The organism is Acinetobacter sp. ME22 (genome assembly GCF_022012315.1).
GTDB classification, from domain to species: Bacteria; Pseudomonadota; Gammaproteobacteria; order Pseudomonadales; family Moraxellaceae; genus Acinetobacter; species Acinetobacter brisouii_A.
In genome coordinates, this window is record NZ_JAKLTL010000007.1 from 160,831 (window position 1) to 179,119 (window position 18,289).

Annotated in this window: 21 protein-coding genes; 11 read left to right on the forward strand and 10 right to left on the reverse strand. The window is 38.9% G+C overall.

Features of this window, described 5'->3' with window-relative positions:
* Positions 1–1,473: an NAD(P)H-hydrate dehydratase gene (locus tag LVY74_RS11550; protein WP_237815185.1), complete on the forward strand. Its 1,473-nt coding sequence runs from the start codon at positions 1–3 to the stop codon at positions 1,471–1,473.
* 10 nt (positions 1,474–1,483) lie between these two features.
* Here LVY74_RS11550 and ruvC read toward each other — a convergent pair whose 3' ends face one another.
* The gene (gene ruvC / locus LVY74_RS11555; protein WP_151709933.1) at positions 1,484–2,029 is read right to left on the reverse strand and encodes a crossover junction endodeoxyribonuclease RuvC; all 546 of its coding nucleotides are present in this window, start codon (positions 2,027–2,029) and stop codon (positions 1,484–1,486) included.
* Positions 2,030–2,208: 179 nt separating this feature from the next.
* Between ruvC and LVY74_RS11560 the strand changes: the two genes are divergently transcribed.
* Entirely contained in the window at positions 2,209–2,373 is a 165-nt protein-coding gene (locus tag LVY74_RS11560; RefSeq protein ID WP_237815186.1) for a hypothetical protein, read from the forward strand.
* A 182-nt stretch (positions 2,374–2,555) separates the two neighbouring features.
* Positions 2,556–3,119 (forward strand): FxsA family protein, encoded by a 564-nt coding sequence (locus tag LVY74_RS11565; protein ID WP_237815187.1) that lies wholly within the window; start codon positions 2,556–2,558, stop codon positions 3,117–3,119.
* A gap of 48 nt (positions 3,120–3,167) precedes the next feature.
* On the opposite strand, the gene LVY74_RS11570 is transcribed toward LVY74_RS11565, so the two are convergent.
* Positions 3,168–3,347: a hypothetical protein gene (locus tag LVY74_RS11570; protein ID WP_151709931.1), complete on the reverse strand. Its 180-nt coding sequence runs from the start codon at positions 3,345–3,347 to the stop codon at positions 3,168–3,170.
* A gap of 229 nt (positions 3,348–3,576) precedes the next feature.
* Here LVY74_RS11570 and LVY74_RS11575 point away from each other — a divergent pair, with 229 nt between their 5' ends.
* Positions 3,577–3,828, forward strand: a complete 252-nt coding sequence (locus tag LVY74_RS11575; protein ID WP_237815188.1) for a hypothetical protein — start codon at positions 3,577–3,579, stop codon at positions 3,826–3,828.
* Positions 3,829–3,881: 53 nt separating this feature from the next.
* Here the strand turns inward: LVY74_RS11575 and metK are convergent, their stop codons facing one another.
* Positions 3,882–5,048: a methionine adenosyltransferase gene (gene metK / locus LVY74_RS11580; RefSeq protein ID WP_151777366.1), complete on the reverse strand. Its 1,167-nt coding sequence runs from the start codon at positions 5,046–5,048 to the stop codon at positions 3,882–3,884.
* A 391-nt stretch (positions 5,049–5,439) separates the two neighbouring features.
* On the opposite strand from metK, the gene tkt reads away from it, so the two are divergent.
* From tkt to LVY74_RS11595, 3 genes are all read left to right on the forward strand, one after another.
* Complete coding sequence (gene tkt / locus LVY74_RS11585; protein WP_237815189.1) at positions 5,440–7,428, forward strand: transketolase; 1,989 nt, start codon at positions 5,440–5,442, stop codon at positions 7,426–7,428.
* Between the two features lie 150 nt (positions 7,429–7,578).
* Positions 7,579–8,811 (forward strand): chloride channel protein, encoded by a 1,233-nt coding sequence (locus LVY74_RS11590; protein ID WP_237815190.1) that lies wholly within the window; start codon positions 7,579–7,581, stop codon positions 8,809–8,811.
* 201 nt (positions 8,812–9,012) lie between these two features.
* Positions 9,013–9,933 (forward strand): LysR family transcriptional regulator, encoded by a 921-nt coding sequence (locus LVY74_RS11595; RefSeq protein ID WP_151777363.1) that lies wholly within the window; start codon positions 9,013–9,015, stop codon positions 9,931–9,933.
* Positions 9,934–10,010: 77 nt separating this feature from the next.
* Here LVY74_RS11595 and LVY74_RS11600 read toward each other — a convergent pair whose 3' ends face one another.
* Entirely contained in the window at positions 10,011–10,466 is a 456-nt protein-coding gene (locus tag LVY74_RS11600; RefSeq protein WP_151777362.1) for a DUF441 domain-containing protein, read from the reverse strand.
* Between the two features lie 124 nt (positions 10,467–10,590).
* Between LVY74_RS11600 and LVY74_RS11605 the strand changes: the two genes are divergently transcribed.
* Positions 10,591–11,304, forward strand: coding sequence for a pseudouridine synthase (locus LVY74_RS11605; RefSeq protein ID WP_237815191.1), 714 nt, complete (start codon positions 10,591–10,593; stop codon positions 11,302–11,304).
* 1 nt (position 11,305) lies between these two features.
* Here the strand turns inward: LVY74_RS11605 and LVY74_RS11610 are convergent, their stop codons facing one another.
* The 3 genes from LVY74_RS11610 to LVY74_RS11620 all read right to left on the reverse strand — a co-directional run bounded on the left by LVY74_RS11610 (position 11,306) and on the right by LVY74_RS11620 (position 13,148).
* Entirely contained in the window at positions 11,306–11,749 is a 444-nt protein-coding gene (locus LVY74_RS11610; RefSeq protein ID WP_237815192.1) for a GNAT family N-acetyltransferase, read from the reverse strand.
* Between the two features lie 93 nt (positions 11,750–11,842).
* A complete protein-coding gene (locus tag LVY74_RS11615) occupies positions 11,843–12,130 on the reverse strand; it encodes a type II toxin-antitoxin system RelB/DinJ family antitoxin (RefSeq protein ID WP_237815193.1) in 288 nt (95 codons plus the stop codon).
* Positions 12,131–12,212: 82 nt separating this feature from the next.
* Entirely contained in the window at positions 12,213–13,148 is a 936-nt protein-coding gene (locus LVY74_RS11620) for a pseudouridine synthase (protein ID WP_237815194.1), read from the reverse strand.
* 106 nt (positions 13,149–13,254) lie between these two features.
* Between LVY74_RS11620 and LVY74_RS11625 the strand changes: the two genes are divergently transcribed.
* The 3 genes from LVY74_RS11625 (at position 13,255) to LVY74_RS11635 (ending at position 17,170) form a co-directional block, all read left to right on the forward strand.
* A complete protein-coding gene (locus tag LVY74_RS11625) occupies positions 13,255–14,403 on the forward strand; it encodes a tyrosine-type recombinase/integrase (protein ID WP_237815195.1) in 1,149 nt (382 codons plus the stop codon).
* 18 nt (positions 14,404–14,421) lie between these two features.
* A complete protein-coding gene (locus LVY74_RS11630) occupies positions 14,422–16,272 on the forward strand; it encodes a P-loop NTPase fold protein (protein ID WP_237815196.1) in 1,851 nt (616 codons plus the stop codon).
* A 247-nt stretch (positions 16,273–16,519) separates the two neighbouring features.
* Entirely contained in the window at positions 16,520–17,170 is a 651-nt protein-coding gene (locus tag LVY74_RS11635) for a DUF2026 family protein (RefSeq protein ID WP_237815197.1), read from the forward strand.
* Between the two features lie 49 nt (positions 17,171–17,219).
* On the opposite strand, the gene LVY74_RS11640 is transcribed toward LVY74_RS11635, so the two are convergent.
* From LVY74_RS11640 to LVY74_RS11650, 3 genes are read right to left on the reverse strand one after another with little or no spacing between them, the layout of a single operon-like run.
* Positions 17,220–17,753 carry a hypothetical protein gene (locus tag LVY74_RS11640; RefSeq protein WP_237815198.1) on the reverse strand — a complete coding sequence of 178 codons (534 nt, stop codon included), beginning with the start codon at positions 17,751–17,753 and terminating at the stop codon, positions 17,220–17,222.
* Positions 17,754–18,035: a pyocin activator PrtN family protein gene (locus LVY74_RS11645; RefSeq protein WP_237815199.1), complete on the reverse strand. Its 282-nt coding sequence runs from the start codon at positions 18,033–18,035 to the stop codon at positions 17,754–17,756.
* On the reverse strand, positions 18,025–18,222 hold the full coding sequence (locus LVY74_RS11650; protein ID WP_237815200.1) for a hypothetical protein: 198 nt from the start codon (positions 18,220–18,222) through the stop codon (positions 18,025–18,027). The genes LVY74_RS11645 and LVY74_RS11650 overlap by 11 nt, the downstream gene beginning before the upstream one ends.
* Positions 18,223–18,289: the final 67 nt, after the last annotated feature.

Consider the following 18,289-nt stretch of genomic DNA (forward strand, 5'->3'; position numbering starts at 1 on the left):
ATGCAGCAGCAAGTGTACCATAGCCGTGAAATTCAAGCATGGGAGCAGCGTTGGTTTGCTCAGAATAATAGCGCATTGGGTTTAATGAAACAGGTTGCATGGCAGAGTCATTTAAAACTCATTGAATATTTTTCAGAATCTCCAAAATCGGTAAAACGTATTGCAGTCTGGTGTGGGACGGGCAATAACGCAGGAGATGGTTATTTTATTGCGGCTTATTTGGCTGAGCAGGGTTATCAGGTGGATGTCTATGCGGCTGAACGTGGTAGTTCCGCTGCATTACAACAAGCCTTTGAGTATTCAAAAGATAAGATTGATCATTTATATCCACATTTTAATATTGTAGATCAGTATGATGCTCATATTGATGCTTTATTTGGGATTGGTTTAAACCGTGAACTGGATCAAGATTGGCAGCAAATCATTCAGCAGTTTAATCAATCTACTGGGCTTAAAATCAGTATTGATATTCCAAGTGGGTTACACGCTAATACAGGTCAACCATTGCCTTGCGCGATTAAAGCAGATCTGACCTTAACAGCATTAGGTTATAAAATAGGACTCTTTACAGGGCAAGGTAAAGAATTTTCAGGACAGATTCAGCTTATTTCACTGATTCCTCAAGATACTGAGTTAAAGGCATTAGCACGACTATCCCCAACCACAATTTCTTTACCACCTCGTCAAGCCTTTGGACATAAAGGCAGTTATGGTCATGTGTTGGTGATTGGTGGTCATGCGGATATGGGCGGTGCTGTGATTATGGCAGCCGAGGCAGCTTTTGCAGTCGGAGTGGGAAAGGTGAGTGTGATTTGTCATCAGCGACATCATGCTGCGATACTGGCACGTTCACCCAATGTCATGGTGCGAAATATCGAAACTTTTACGCCAGAGTTGATTGAAGAAATGCTACAGGCAGTTGATGCTGTGTGTTTTGGGATGGGGCTTGGACGGGATGATTGGTCAAAACAAGCATTTAATACATGGTTATCACCCATCTTGCAGCATTCACATTTAGAAGTTGTACTCGATGCAGATGCTTTATGGTTTCTTGCAGAACAAGCTGTGCAATTTTCTGAAAATGTTTATTTGACTCCGCATTCGGGAGAAGCCGCTCGATTATTGGGATGCACCAGTCATGAGATTGAGCAAGATCGCGTGGCTGCAATTCATGCGCTTGCTGCCAAATTTTCAGGGCAATGGGTGCTCAAAGGCTCAGGCAGTCTGATTCTGGAAAATCAGCAACTTTGGGTATGTACCGCAGGTAATGCAGGTATGGGAACAGGTGGAATGGGCGATACTTTAGCAGGGATGGTTGCAGGATTAAAAGCACAATTGCATCAAGAGATCGCCTTGCATCAAGTTGTGACTTTACATGCTCAAGCAGGAGATCTCTTGGCTGAGCAGGGCATGCGAGGGATTCAAGCATCTCACATGCCACAAGCTGTTTATCAGGTTGTGAATGCAAATTGATTTTAAATCTTTAGCGGCGGCGTGAGCTATAACGGCTACGTCCGCGCGCCATGCCCCCTAATGCATTTAATACCGCAAGTTTACTCATGCTGCCTGATGCGTGCGCATGGCAGATTGCCGCAGCAAGAGCATCGGCAGCATCAGCTTGTGGTTGAATCTCAAGTTTTAACAGTTTCATGACCATCATTTGCACTTGTTCTTTGTCGGCAGCACCATAACCAACCACAGACTGTTTGATTTGTCGGGCAGTATATTCGGCAACTTTCAGGTCAAGATTCACCAATGCAGCAATGGCTGCACCACGTGCCTGTCCAAGTTTGAGTGCTGAGTCAGGGTTTTGCGCCATAAAGACTTGTTCAACCGCAGCTTCGGTTGGACCATGAAATTTTACGATTCGTTCAATCCCTGCAAAAATCCGTTTAAGGCGCTCAGGCATTTCTTGGGTTTCTGTACGAATCGTCCCTGCATCGATAAATTTAAGCTGACTGCCTTGATGCTCAATAATGCCATAACCTGTCAGGCGAGAGCCGGGATCGATCCCAATAATTAATGCCATTGTCTTTACTGTGTTATATCAACATTTCTTATTATAGATGTTTTCATCTGCAACTTGTGCGGTCAGATCGGTTTGAAATAGCCTGAATCTGCTAAAGGTATAGAAAACTCACAAAATAATACGAATGATGATCAATAAATATTAGATTATATGTGGATAGAATATGAAAGGATATTTGTATGAAACGTATATTTTTAGCACTTGGTGTTGTCTTGAGTATGTCATTGTCAGCGTGCGCAGTGTATACCCCAGCGGGAAGTGTGGTGCTTGATCCTGATCATTCACATCATGGTGACGAGGGTGGTTTTTGCCCGCCAGGACAAGCCAAGAAAGGTCGCTGCTAAATGATTTGAGATCAGTTGAGTATTTTATCGAAGCAAAAAACTCGTATTAAGATGCGAGTTTTTTATAAAAATGAACGATTATCAGCGCATAGCACTTTAAAAATAAAACAGTGCCCATATCTTTTAAAGTAGATTTAAATGCAACAAACTTGATTGACTTTGAAAGGATGAATTAAAATTTCATGAACTTAATACTGGCTGTGCTAATAGGTGCAATACTTGAAGTTGCGGTATGGATTGGTGTGGCACATTTCATTAGCGGATGGTATGTGTTTTTTTGGTTTATTATCGCCTTTGTGATTGGTTTTAAGCTGTTACGTTCAAGTGCTGCAACAATTATGCCGCAATTACAGCAATTACAAATGACAGGTCAGTTGAGTAATGATCCTGTTGTGATGCGTAAAATTGCTTTATTGATTGCAGGTATTTTGTTGATGATTCCTGGTCTGATTAGCGATGTAATTGCTGTGCTTTTGGTCTTACCACCTATACAAAAACTGTTGGTGAATGCACTGATGTCTGCTATGGCAAAACGTCAGCAGGCGATGATGAATAAAATGATGGGTGGTATGATGGGCGCAGAGCAAGGTGGTGCTCAAAATCCATTTGCTGATTTGATGCGTCAAATGCAGGATATGCAGAATTATCAAGGTAGTTCACGAGATTCAAGTGTGATTGATGGTGAAGCACGTGAGGTGAATCCTGATCGTCAAAAGATTGAAATGAAAGATGTGAAAAAAAATTAAGTAGGTCGAGTACCTGATAACAAGAACCGAATCATAAGATTCGGTTTTTTATTGCTCAGATTTTTTATGCTCTGTAGGTATTTCTACTGAAGGTTGACTTGTGATCGTTGTACCTTGCGTGCTGTAACGATGTGGTTGCAGTGTAGTTTGTTGATTTTCGGAGTTTTGGTATTTGCGCTGGCGATTCGCACGTTCACGAAATCCACCCTTCATGATGAGTTTTTCCATATAAAAAAGCGACTTGGTATTTGGGGAAGTTATTTTAAAACAGACAATAGGTTAAACACTAGGGTTAATTCGATCTCTTGTATGCTGTTAGAGAAAAATACAGCGTGTAAATAATGCCAAGTATTTTACTCGGAAAAGTCATTGAAATGTCTTGATGCAAGTTTATTCTGTGATTAAGATCAAAAAATGATCTGTCATTGTGACTTCATGTAAGACAAAGGAGATGGGTATGATGTACCAATATCGTTGTGCTTGTTGTAATCAGGTTGTGTTGGCTTCTGATACAACCTGCCCAAAGTGTGGCTCACATCATATTCGTAGCCCATTTGGCTTTTGGTTTTTTTGTTGCGTTGCATGCCTTGTGATTGCAATTGGGGTAACTTTTGGAAAGCTCTATTTAAAGCATCATCCAACAGATGAGGGGGCACCAAAAACTATTACAGACTTGCTCAGCTCAGGGAAAAGTCAGTCATTAAATTAAAAAAATAGCCCGCATGAAGCGAGCTATTTTGAGGAAATCTAAATGATTTGAGCTTATAAACCAGCAGCTTGACGAAGTGCTTCAGCTTTGTCCGTTTTTTCCCATGTAAATGCAGTGTCAGAACCTTGGCGACCAAAGTGACCATAAGCAGCTGTTTGCTTGTACATTGGTTGAATCAAGTTCAACATGTTGGTGATACCGTATGGACGTAAGTCAAAGTGCTCACGAACCAAAGCAATGATCAATTCATCATCTACTTTTGCAGTATTGAATGTATTGATTGAAATTGAAGTTGGTTCTGCAACGCCAATGGCATAACTCACTTGAATTTCACATTTTTCAGCCAAACCTGCCGCAACAATATTTTTTGCCACATAACGACCCGCATATGCCGCAGAACGGTCAACTTTAGATGGGTCTTTACCAGAGAAAGCACCGCCACCGTGACGCGCCATACCACCGTAAGTATCCACAATAATTTTACGACCCGTCAAACCACAGTCACCTACAGGGCCACCGATTACAAACATACCTGTTGGGTTGATGTGGAATTTGGTGCCCGCATGGAACATTTCAGCAGGAATGATTTTTTTCACGATTTCTTCGATCACAGCTTCTTTTAAGTTGGCTTGTGAAATCTCAGGATCGTGTTGAGTTGAAAGTACAACTGCATCTAAACGAACAGGTTTGCCATTTTCATAAGCAAATGTGACTTGGCTTTTCGCATCTGGACGTAACCAAGGCAGTGTGCCGTCACGACGTAATTCTGCCTGACGTTCCATTAAACGGTGAGCATAAGAAATCGGTGCAGGCATAAGCACATCAGTTTCGCGGCTGGCATAACCAAACATTAAGCCTTGGTCACCCGCACCTTGATCTTCAGGTTTTTGGCGGTCAACACCTTGTGCAATTTCAGGAGACTGTTTACCAATCATGTTGATCACGGCACACGTTGAACCATCAAAACCAAGGTCTGAATGGTGGTAACCGATACCGTTTACAGTTTTACGAACAATTGCTTCAACATCGACATTGGCAGTGGTTGTGATTTCACCCGCAAGAACAACTGCACCCGTTTTTACTAATGTTTCACAAGCAACCCGTGCGTATGGGTCTTCTCTTAAAATTGCATCCAAAATAGCATCACTGATTTGGTCAGCCATTTTATCTGGATGACCTTCGCTTACAGATTCCGAAGTAAAAACAGCGTACTCGCGCATGAAAGTCCTATCACAGTAAATTTAACGACGCGATATGTTACCTCGCCTAGCACGATACGACTAGAGAAACCTGATTAAATTGAATAAATTTCTTGCAAAATAGCTTTCTTTTTACTGATATTCAGCATTTAGAAAACTGATAAGTTATTTGAAAATATTTAGGAAATTATGATTTTAGAATAAATACAGCAATCTATAGCTGCTGAATGAATAAACAGGGTTTTTAAGCGATTGTATGTAATCTGAGTGAATCACTAAAGAATTTTACAGGATTTGTTTAAATCATCGGCAATAGGCTTTACCCATCTTCATTTTTTTAAGACAATAGTCGGGTCTTGAATATAGTATTCACCTATTTTTCTTTAAACATTCGATTTTGAGATTTTGACCTATGACAACCCCTTTAAATGAACGTCGAATTGCAAATGCAATCCGTGTACTTGCAATGGATGCAGTGCAACAAGCCAATTCAGGGCATCCTGGTGCGCCAATGGGGATGGCAGATATCGCTGATGTTGTTTGGCGTGAATTTTTAAATCACAATCCAACAAACCCACAATGGGCGAACCGCGACCGTTTTGTATTGTCAAATGGTCATGGTTCTATGTTGCATTATGCGTTGCTACATTTAACAGGTTACGATCTTTCAATTGAAGATTTAAAACAATTCCGTCAGTTGCACTCACGCACACCGGGTCACCCTGAATTTGGTTATGCACCAGGTGTTGAAACGACAACGGGTCCTTTGGGTCAAGGGATTGCCAATGCGGTTGGTTTCGCGCTAGCAGAAAAAACTTTAGCTGCTCAATTCAACAAAGATGATTTAACCGTTGTTGATCACTTCACTTACTGTTTCTTGGGCGATGGCTGCTTAATGGAAGGTATTTCTCATGAAGTATGTTCTTTGGCAGGTACCTTACAACTGGGTAAATTGATTGCATATTACGATGACAACGGCATTTCAATTGATGGTGAAGTTGAAGGCTGGTTCTCTGACGATACAGAACAACGCTTCAAAGCTTACGGTTGGCAAGTTCTACGTGTCGACGGTCACGACGCTGCTGCAATTCGTCAGGCAACGGTTGAAGCGAAAGCTGAAACCAATAAACCAACGCTGATTATCTGTAAAACCATTATTGGTTTAGGTTCACCAAACAAACAAGGTAAAGAAGATTGCCACGGTGCGCCACTCGGTAATGATGAAATTGCATTGACTCGTCAAGCTTTAGGCTGGACAGAAGCTGCGTTTGAAATTCCTGCTGATATCTATGCCGCTTGGGATGCAAAAGCCAAAGGTTCTGAAGCTGAAGCCGCTTGGAATACTGTATTTGCAGCGTATCAAGCAAAATATCCAACAGAAGCAGCAGAATTGCTTCGTCGTATTGAAGGTGATTTGCCTGCTGAATTCTTGGCACAAGCGGATGCATTCATTGCTCAAACCAATGAAAAAGCAGAAACGATTGCAACACGTAAAGCGAGCCAAAACACATTACAAGCTTTTGGTCCATTGCTGCCAGAACTTCTAGGTGGTTCTGCTGACTTGGCAGGTTCTAACTTGACACTTTGGAAAGGTTGCCAAGGCGTACAAGACAATCCAGCGGGTAACTACGTGCATTATGGTGTACGTGAGTTCGGCATGACTGCAATTGCAAACGGTGTTGCGTTGCATGGTGGTTTCATTCCTTACGTTGCAACATTCTTGATGTTTATGGAATATGCGCGTAATGCAGTTCGTATGTCTGCACTGATGAAACAACGTGTAATTCATGTTTATACGCATGACTCTATCGGTTTGGGTGAAGATGGTCCAACACATCAACCAATCGAACAAATCGCATCTTTACGTGGTACACCAAACCTCAATACATGGCGTCCTGCTGACACGATTGAAACAGCGATTGCTTGGAAATCTGCATTGGTTCGTAAAGACGGCCCAACAGCATTGATTCTTTCACGTCAAAACTTGGCATTCCAAACACGTACTGCTGCACAAATTGAAAATGCTGCGAAAGGTGGTTATGTGCTTGCTGAAGAAAAAGGCGAGTTGAAAGCCATCATTATTGCAACAGGTTCAGAAGTTGCTTTAGCAATGGATGCATATGCACAACTTGAAGGCGTGCGTGTCGTGTCTATGCCATGTGCTGAAGAATTCATGAAGCAAGATGCTGCTTACCGTGAAGCGGTACTTCCTGCGGCAATTCGTGCGCGTGTTGCGGTTGAAGCTGCACATGTTGACTACTGGTGGAAGTTTGTTGGATTGGACGGCAAGGTCATCGGTATGACAACTTATGGTGAATCAGCGCCAGCAAAAGACTTGTTTAAACACTTCGGTATCACTACCGATGCAGTTGTTGCTGCGGTAAATGAATTAACAGCATAATTATTTGCGTGTTTTTAAAAAGCCCTGAGTCACTCAGGGCTTTTTTGTTTGGTGAAAAAGGTTAATTCAAATTTAATCCACTCATGTTAAAATAATCGCCCCATATTCCGCCCATCTTGGTAAATCGCTGTTTTACAGCATCTGACCACAATGAAAATTTTCCCTTCTTCTGAATATAAACAAATTATTCGATATTCACTGTATTGGTTGGTCGCATCGACTGTGATCGGGCTGATTTCTGGTTTAGCTTCGACCCTGATTTTTAACTGTTTTGATTTGGCTACCCAAGTGCGAACAGCTTATCCTTGGTTAATTTTTTTCTTACCTTTTGTTGGTTTGGGGATTGGATTTTTATTTTATCGTTATGGTACACCCATTGAGCGGGGAACTCATTTATTGATAGATGAAATTCACGAGCCACGCTCATTTATTCCCAAGCGCATGAGTCCGCTGATTTTCTTTACTGCGATTTTAACCCAGTTTTTTGGCGGTTCTGCGGGACGTGAAGCCCCAGCAGTACAACTTTCAGGTGCATTGACCGATCATATTGCTCAGCTCTTAAAAGTTTCAAAAGATAACCGTAAAATCTTTCTGATTTCCAGTATTGGTTCAGGCTTCTCGGCGATTTTTGGTTTGCCATTGGCGGGCGCGATTTATGGTTTAGAAATTACCGCATTAGGAAGCTTGCGCTATTCAGCAGTATTTCCATGTTTTCTTTCTTCGATTGTTGCGGCAAGTGTGCCTGAATTTTTCGAGATTTTACATCCGCATCGTTTTTATAAGATTGTCAGTTTTCCCGAATTAAATTTCTCTGTCATTTTAAGTTTAATTGTTGCAGGTTTAATCTTCGGTTTGGTGGCACGTTTCTTTATTGTTGCGATTCATACCATAGGTAATCTGTTTGCCAAGTATGTCACTTTTGTGCCATTTCGACCGATGCTTGGCGGAATTATGATTATGCTACTCACCTTATTGGTTGGGCATCATCACTTTAATGGTCTAGGTGTTTCAACGATTATTGCCTCTTTTCAGGTTCCTTTACCCATCACAGATTTCTTGAATAAAACATTATTTACTGCAATTACACTTGGTTCAGGCTTTAAAGGTGGGGAAATTACCCCGCTATTTTTTGTAGGTACAACTTTAGGCAATGCATTGGGGCAATTCTTACCTTTGCCGCTGTCTTTATTGGCAGGCTTGGGGTTGGTGAGTTTGTTTTCGGGTGCAAGTAAAGCACCATTAACCTCGATTATTCTGGCAATTGAGCTGTTTGGAACTTCGGTGTCAGTTTATGCTGTGATTACCTGTTTATTGGCTTACTTATTTTCAGGAAATTGTGGGCTGTATCGTATTCAAAAGCCTGATTATTCTGCATATAAATAGCGCAGTTTATAAAATCATGGTTAAGTGACTCAGTATATTTATTCCTTAGATGTAAAAAATATAGTCATAAATCAATCTCAGTGCTTAAAGAAAGATATGATTAGAATTCATGTTATTGATTGATCATAAAAAACTACTCATGTTGAAGTTGGCTAAGTAACTTTATGTTATATTGAATTAAATTCAATAAAAGACTGCTGTATGTTAGAGATTAGACATTTAAAAACTTTAATTGCATTAAGAGAACATGGTTCACTGGTTGCTGCTGCCAATGATTTGTGCCTGACACCTTCTGCAATTTCGCATCAATTAAAAGAATTGGATTTGTGGTATGGCGTAGAAGTCGTCAATCGCCGTAGTCGCCCTGTGCAATTTTCCAATGTTGGTCAGCGTTTACTGAAACTTGCCGATGATATTTTGCCACAAATTCAGATTACTCAAAGTGATATTACCCGTATCGTGCATGGGCAAACGGGACGGATTATTTTCTCTTCAGAATGTCATAGCTGTTTTGACTGGCTTATGCCACTTCTTAATCAATATCGTCAGCAATATCCAGATGTAGATTTGGACTTCGCTTCCGCATTTGAGTCGAATCCGCACGAGTTGCTACAAAGTGGAGAGTTTGATTTGTTGATTACCGCAGATCCGATTGCCTTAAAAGGCATTGAATATTTTCCAATTTTTGAATATGAATCGCGTTTGGTGCTTTCCAACACTCATCCTTTAGTTCGAGCAGATCGGGTAACGGTACAGGAATTGGCAGAAGAAACTTTGATTACTTACCCTGTCGATAAGCACCGTCTGGATATTATGTCGCATTTGTTTATTCCAGCGAACATTCAGCCGAAAAACATTCGTACCACTGATTTAACCCAAATGTTAATTCAATTGGTCGCAAGTGGGCGTGGTATTGCGGCATTGCCTGATTGGGTGGTCAATGAATACGAACAAAAAGGTTGGGTGACCAGTCGCCGTTTAGACTGCGTGTCATCACAAGGTTTACGCCGTACTTTGTATGCAGGTTTTCGTACTGAGGAGAAAGAGAAGAATTATTTTGAAGGCTTCTTAAAGCAGCTCGATAAATTCTCTCAAAAAAGAACGAGTTATTACACGAGTTAAATCAGGAGGTATTTCTTCTTGCTAAAGGAGAAATACCAAATTTTTAGAGTGTGGATAGATACTGCTTTGTAATGAATTTATGAATTTCCAATCAATAAAGACAGTAAACCTGCTGCAATCAATGGACCAACAGGGACTCCACGGAGTACAGCAACACCCGCTACAGTTCCGATAAGTAAACCCGCGACAACATCAGGTTGATTGCTCATGAGTTTCACGCCACGTCCACCAAGCCAAGCGACCAATAAACCAATGACAATTGCTAAAATGGATTTATAGCTCATAAATGATTTTAGAATCATTTCTCCTTGAATTTTACCACTGGCAATCGGTGTTAAAACGCCAATGGTTAAAATGGTAATCCCGATATTTAAAGCATGTGTTTGCAAAAATGGAAAATACTGATCGAGTGGGGAAATGCGCACCACAATCAGCACAGCACTGGCAATGGTTACCGATGAGTTATGACTTAGAATACCGCAAGCAAGAAGCACAATTAACGCAATTAAATTTAAATCCAAAGATGAAGTCATGTGCGGTTCTCAGTCGGTTGAATTGTGCAGTATTCTAACTGAAATAGTCGGGATTTTGCATAAATTGAGATTATTCCCTGAAAACTGCGTAAAATATGCCAAATTTAAATATTGAGAAAATATTGTGCTGTTGGAAAAAATTTTGCAATCTCAGGGCTTTGGTTCAAGAAAGCAATGTCAGAGCTTGATTCAGCGTGGACTGGTCAAAGTTAATGGTGAGATTTGTGATCAACTTAAAACTCAGTTTCAACCACAAGATTTAGAGTTTCAGGTTGGGGAGCATCGTTGTCGCTATCGTGAATACGTCTATATTGCCTTAAATAAACCGCAAGGTTACGAGTGTTCACACCAAGCACAATTTCATTTTAGTGTCTTTCAGCTTTTTCCTGAGTATTTGCGTGAGCGTGGTATTCAAACCGTTGGGCGACTGGATCAGGATACAACAGGTTTAATTCTGCTGAGTGATGATGGACGTTTTATCCAAGCTTCAACACACCCGAAAAAACATGTCGATAAAGAATATTGGTTAAAAACTGCTGATCCGATGACTGAATCGCAAATCCAACAGTTACAACAAGGTGTTGAACTTCGCAATGAAAAAGGGATTTTTCAGGCATCGAGTATTCAGCAGATGAATGACTATGAATTACGTATGACCATTCACCAAGGTGTTTATCATCAAGTCAAACGTATGTTGGCTGCGGTAGGGAATAAAGTGACAGAGTTGCATCGACATCGTGTTGGGGAATTGGAGTTGCCAACAGACTTGGCGCAAGGGGAGTGGATTTACCTGACCGCTGAGCAAGTTCAGTTGGCAATTTCTCGCCGTGAAAGCTAAATTATTTTAAAAAGCAGTGAAAGGTCTGAAATTCCTGATCTTTCACAAAGCCCATTTTTTCATAGAGTTTATGTGAGATCAGATTGGATTTTTGGGTTTCGAGGGTAATACGTAAAGCATTTTCATAACGTGCAAAATGAATAGCAGTATCAATGAGCTGTTGGGCTGAGCCTTGGCGACGATACATAGATGTGACATAAACATCATCTAAAATATAATAAGTTGAGCAAGTTACAGAAGAAAAACCTAGATACAAGAGCACAAAGCCTGTAAAAGCATCATCTTTAATATGAATAAAAATGACACTTTCTTTATTTTCAAATCGTTGTTTTAAAAAATCTAGGGATTGATCAATATTGGAAGAAGCACCATAAAACTGTCGATATTCATCAAATAGTACCGCAAGTTGTGGCAGATCTTCTGCTGTTGCTCGTCTCACAATCATTGCATACTCCATTGTTGTTTTTGAGTTATTGTCATTTCGAGCATAACAAAAAAAACTTCAAAGGATTATGCAGATTGTATAAAAATGTAATGCTTAGCTTGGTGGATTTTCTTCAAACAGGGCACTGATTTCTTTGAGTAGCTCATCTGTCTCATGATCTAGTTCAGATGAAGCCAATTGATATTTTTTTAGTTTGAGTAATTGATCTAAATCAATATTCTGATTTTCTATACTAAAAGGAATAGATTTGGTCAGAACGACCTGTTTAAAAAAAAGTCGAACTGCTTGGGCTGGTGTTATTCCCAGTTGTTTAAACACAGCAAAAGCCTGTTTTTTTTCTTGAGAGTCTAAACGCACTTGATAGACTTCTGTTTTTCTCATGGCTGAACCAAAACAAAAATGAATATCTCAGCATTTTAACGGAACATTAATGAAATACAATCTAACTGTCATTTCATTGTCATTACAAAAGTAAATCTTTTTGTGAAATAAATCGCATTTTTTTCTTGGTGACAGGATCTTCAAAGCTTAATGCTTTGGCGAGTAATTGTAAGGGTTGGGAAAAATCATCATCTGCTTTATGCGCAACCGTTGGATAAAATGGATCATGACGAATCGGTAGACCCAATGCATTGAGGTGTACGCGTAACTGATGCTGTTTTCCTGTTTTTGGATATAAACAATATTTTGCCCAAATATTATTGTGTTCTAAAAGCTCGATTCTCGTTTCACTATTCATCTGACCATCAATAATTTGCATGGTGTAAAAGGGTTCTCCTTTTTCCATACGGTATTGGGTGGTTATTGGAAAGGTGTGTTTAGCGTTGTATGGTGCAATTGCATGATAGACCTTTTCAATTTTTCGTGTTGCAAACAACTGCTGATAGAGACCACGCGTTTCAGGTCGTTTGGAAAATAGTACGATGCCTGCCGTTTCACGATCGAGTCGATGAATCGGGGTAAGTTCGGCATTTCCTGTCTGTTGTTTTAGGCGGACTAAAAGTGTTTGTTGAACATATTGACCCGTAGGCGTCATGGTCAAAAAATGCGGTTTATCGACCACCAGTAAATCATCATTTTCAAAAATGATTTCATGCTCAAATGGCACAGTGATTTCATGAGCCAAAAAGCGATAATAATAAATATGCTGATTATTCTGATATGGGCTATATCGAGTTAGTTTCTTGCCAGATAAATCAAAAACCAAGCCATCATCAAAGCGTTGTTGCCATTCAATTGCTTGAATATGTGGAAAATGTGCACAGAGAAAACCATAGATAGTGTCATGTTCATTTTGCGCAGTCAAAAAGACTTTACTGGCAGTAACGCCATGAAGCATCGGTGGAACGAAAATCTCCTTTGTATTTGAATCTTTTGAATTTTTCAAAATATCAGTCATTTAAGTTCTTTCCGATAGTGAATTTGATCTGTGATAATGTGCAAAGAATTGCGTAAATTTGCCTTTAGTGCAATCATATTGCAACCCCAATTTCATGGTTGCAAACATGGGTACAATTACAAAGCGAACAACAAGTAAAGGTGAAATCCGCTATAGAGCTTTGATACAAGTTCGCAAGCAAGACATCAATTTTAATGAATCTCGCACATTTAGTAAAAAGGCTTTAGCTGAAGCCTGGTTAAAAAAGCGTGAAGCAGAGATTGAAGAAAACCCCGACATTCTACTCGGAAAGAACTCAACTGCCATGATTTTGGCAGATGCGATTGATCAGTACCTGGACGAAATCAATGAAGCCGTCGGTACATCTAAACGCTACAAGCTGAAATTCTTTAAGCAATTCCCATTTTGTCAGCGACGTATCGATCAACTCTCCAGAGAAGACTTTGCTCAGTATATCTTGCAACGTCGTGCAGGCATTCCAGAAATGGGCCTAGACCCAATCGCTAAATCAACTGCGGATCAGGAGATTCAATATCTGCGCTCTGTGCTTAATCATGCCGAGTTACTTTGGAATCAGCCATCGGTAGTGAAAGAACTCGAACAGGCTGCGCGTGGTTTGCGTAATGCGCGTCAAATCGCAGGATCTGCAACTCGTAGCCGCCTACCGACCAGAGAAGAGCTACAGACGCTAACCAGTTACTTTTATGATCGCTGGGTGAACACCAATACCACCATGCCGCTGCATTTGATTATGTGGTTGGCAATCTATACGTCTAGAAGACGTGGAGAACTGTTTGGTTTGCGTTTAGAGGACTATGACCCTGAACATGGTGTTTGGCTAGTCCGTAACATTAAGAACCCGAACGGTGCTCAGGGGAATAACAAACGCTTTAAGGTGTCTGAGAAAGCAAAACAGATCATAGACCAGTTACTAGATCCGACGGTGCGTAAGAAGATGATGCGTTTAACAGATGATGATAGTTTGTTGATTCCGCTGGATGCTGGAGCAGTAACCCGCGTGTTTACCAATGCCTGTCGTTTGTATGGTATAGAGGATTTGTGGTGGCATGACCTGCGCCATGAAGCTGCGACACGTTTGGCAGAACAAGGGCTAACTATTCCGCAGATTCAGCAATATACGTTGCATGATAGCTGGTCGAGTTTAGAGCGGTATGTGAATCTGGACTTGATACGGAAAAATGTGCTTGATTTTGATCAAGCTGTTGTAAATGCTATAGAACATTCTAATTCATAACTTTAAAGTCAGAACATTATGATCCAACCTCCAATTTCAGAAGAAAATAAACACATTGAAGAGTATTTAGTTGATTATTTTAACCGAGAAGATACTGAATATGCAGTAATGATTAATGGTCCATGGGGAACAGGTAAAACATGGTTTATTAAAGAGATAAAAGAAAAATATAATTCTGATGATCATGAAAAGCTTTATGTTAGTTTAAACGGTATGGCAAAGACTGCTGCTATTGATGCAGAGTTGTTTAGAGCTATGCACCCACTACTTGGACATGATGTAACTAAGTTGCTTGCTAAAGTTGGCACTACTTTATTTAAAGTAGCAACGAAAGTAGATCTTAATGGTGATGGAGAGCAAGAAACACTTACTATCAGTGTCCCTACAATAGATACTTCAGATCTTGTAAAAAATGGGAAAAAAGCTGTATTGATCTTTGATGATCTTGAAAGATGTCAAATTCCAATTAAAGAGGTTCTAGGTTATATTAATTATTTTGTAGAACAAAAAGGTTTAAAAGTAATTGTTGTTAGTGATGAAAGCAAAATACAAGATGTTGAATATCATGGTATTAAAGAAAAAATAATAGGTACAACTTTTTTACTTGAAGGATCCTATATTAATGCAATAGACGCTTTTTTAGAAGAAAAATCGCTAAGTGAAATTAAAGATAAACTTACTCTCAATAAAGAAGCTATTTATGATGTTTATGGTAGTTCAGGTTTTAAAAATCTGAGGTCAATTAAACAATCACTTCAAGAGTTTAGCCGATTTTATGATGAGGATTATTTTAATGGTAAAAATGGTGGTGAATTATTCACAAGAGTTTTAAAATATTTTCTTATTTTTTCATTGGAATTTCGTGCTGGATCATTTAATCAAAGAGTATTAAATTTTAAAGAAGTAAAAGAAGGTGATAAAAACCCAAAAGATATTTTTTTTAATAAATATAAAATACCAGAATACGAGTTTTATGTTTTAAGTAATAGTATTTGGACTGATATTATTTTTTTTAATAAATTAAATAATATGTCTATTAAAGAAAGTTTGTATGAAAATTATTATAATGTTTTTATTAATAATCCTGATTGGTATAAGTTATGGCATTTTGAAGATTTAAGTCAAATTGATTTTAATCAAAATATTGAAAGTGTAAAAAATAAACTTATAAGTAAAAGTTGCACAGAAATCGGTGAAGTTAAACATATAATTGGGTTGTTGAGTTTTTTTGATGAAAATAAAACAATTGATATTGATATTGATAGTTTTAAGGCTTTTGCGTTAGATAATATTCGTAATATTTTTAAAAAAGACTCTAAGGTTTTAAATTTAAAATTTCAAGATAAGCTTGGTGAAAATGATAGTTGGTCTGGTCGAGGGTTTTATAATAAAGAAAATCAGTTTATGAAAGATTTTTTTAATGAAATTAATGTTATTCGTGATGAAGAAATAGAAGCGCATATAATAAATAATGCGCCTGAAATTTTATGCTGGATTAAACAAGGTGATTTAGATAAATTTTCTAAGGGATTAGCATTAAGTAATTATGTTGAAAGCTTATATTGGGATAAGCCAGTTTTGAAAGGAATTCAAAAAGAAGATTTTTGTCATGCTATAATTTTACTAAATTATGAGCAAATAATTACATTGTTATTAACTATACGAAAACGATATGAAGTTAGAAGTGATAAATCAGTGTATCTTGAAGAGAAAGAATGGTTCTATAATATAATCGACTATCTAGAAAACGAAATTTTGCCAGAAAAAAAAGGAGTCGAGAAGCTTAAAATTTCTCATAGTCTATTGGCAAGATTGAAAAAAATAAGAGAAGATGCAGACTCAATTCATAAAGTTAATCAAGAAAACTAATTAAAATGAATTTGAAAAATATTGTATGTATAGAGGATTGCATAAAATGACTTTTGAAGTCTGCAATAATAATGGGTGATTAATTTTTAAAGATATTATTGATGTTCCAATTATATGATTTAGCATAAAAGCCCCATCAGGGGCTAACCATTCCGCAGATTCAGCAATATACGTTGCATGATAGTTGGTCGAGTTTGGAGTGATATGTTAATTTGGACTTGATACGGAAAAATGTGCTTGAATTTGAATGGGCAATCGGCAATTCAAAAAACATGGATTAAATATGAAAATATCAAAAACACCATTAATTACATTACGTCAATTTGAAAAAATCTCACAAATTATTCGAGCAATAATTAACGTAGAAAATGGTGATGAAACTCGAAGTTGTATTGTATTTGCTGCTATTGGTACACATATATTGAGACGAGTCTTTAAACTAGATGCAAAAGCTGTACTGGGCAAAGCAGTTTATGCATTACCCAGTAGTGGAATTATTGCTTACCACGATATATCACCATCAACCTCTAATTTTCACTGCTGGATTGAAGCGAATGGTTGGTTTTTTGATTTTTCTAGTATCGTATTCCCTGAAATAACGAGTTCTATGGGTTTGCCTCCGAGCCAAAGATTGATGCTGCAAAAGCCATTGAGTACAATCTCGACGACCATTCCTGAAACGTATGATACCTTCTCTTTCTATCTGATGCCTGATTATAGCAATATCTCGACTGTTGCTGAATTTGTCAATAAACAAGGATTCATAGATCTCTGTAATATAGCTGTTGAATTGTATGAAACCCCGTCGAAACGCCTTAAATCTCCGCCTATCATTCGGAACCAATTGGGTGATGAGAAAGCGGCGATCTTCAGAGGTAATATTCAAGGGGTTTGGTGATCCTGATAGAAATACAACATTGTCAGTTGCTTTGAGTTTGGTTGCTAATTCACGCATGAACTTCTCCTCGTGCAACTGCCAATTTTTCTTTTTTACGCAAATATCGCATATGGTCATAATAGCGAGCACATTCATTACAAATATGCTTCGTCCCATGATTAGTGACATTAAAGCGAGTATTGCCATGCTTTTTGCATTCACCAGTGAAGTGCATTTTCTTATTTGCAACAGCTTTAACTCGTTCAGCTCTATTTCTTGCAAAACGATTTAAGTCTTTCTGTTTTTCTGATGTTTCAGCAGTAATGACTGTTACGGCCTTAGTTTTCTTAGCTGATTTAACTTCCTGCTTTTTTTTAGCATCATCAATTGCGCGTGAATTTGACATGATCATGCGCATACCACCTTGAGGACTATCTTTGACAGCCTTCTCATAGCGTTCTGTCCACTGTGAATGACCTGCTGGCAATGTCACATCTTCAATAGCCAGTTTTTTCATTTTCAAGAATGCTTCAACATCGGCACTAAGTTTTGCTGAAGCAATTTGATTTTTAGCAATAGTACAAAGATTTATCATAGCTATCACCTATCCATTCATCGCCACAAAGTCTTTCTTTGCAATACTGCATTGCTTATCCAAATACACAGCCAAATCGGCAATATTCACAAACCACTTCGCTAGCTTGTTATTCGGTTCACTTTTAAACACAGGAAAGGGCAGATCCTGCGCGTTGGCACGACGGTTCGCATGTTTGATGTCCATGTGTGGGAAATAATCATTCACCACAGACTCTAGCAAAACCACTGGAGAGCCGTAGCGTAACATCAGAATATGATACGAACTGAGTTGAAGTTGATTATTGAGCATCGTACTTCTCCAGGGCAGACTTAATTCGGTTAAAGGTGTTCAGATCCACTTGCACAGGTAACACGTGTGGGCCGATAAAGTGAAACGTCGCCCGATGTTCATTGTTCAATGTTTGCAGCACCACGTTATTGATGTTTCGGAGGTGAACCACGTGTTCGACATGGTTCAGGTCGATAAACTTCAACATTAGAACTTCTCCAAGCAGTCAATCAGCAGGTACGCTGAAAACAGCAGACCGCCAAATGAAAATCCCA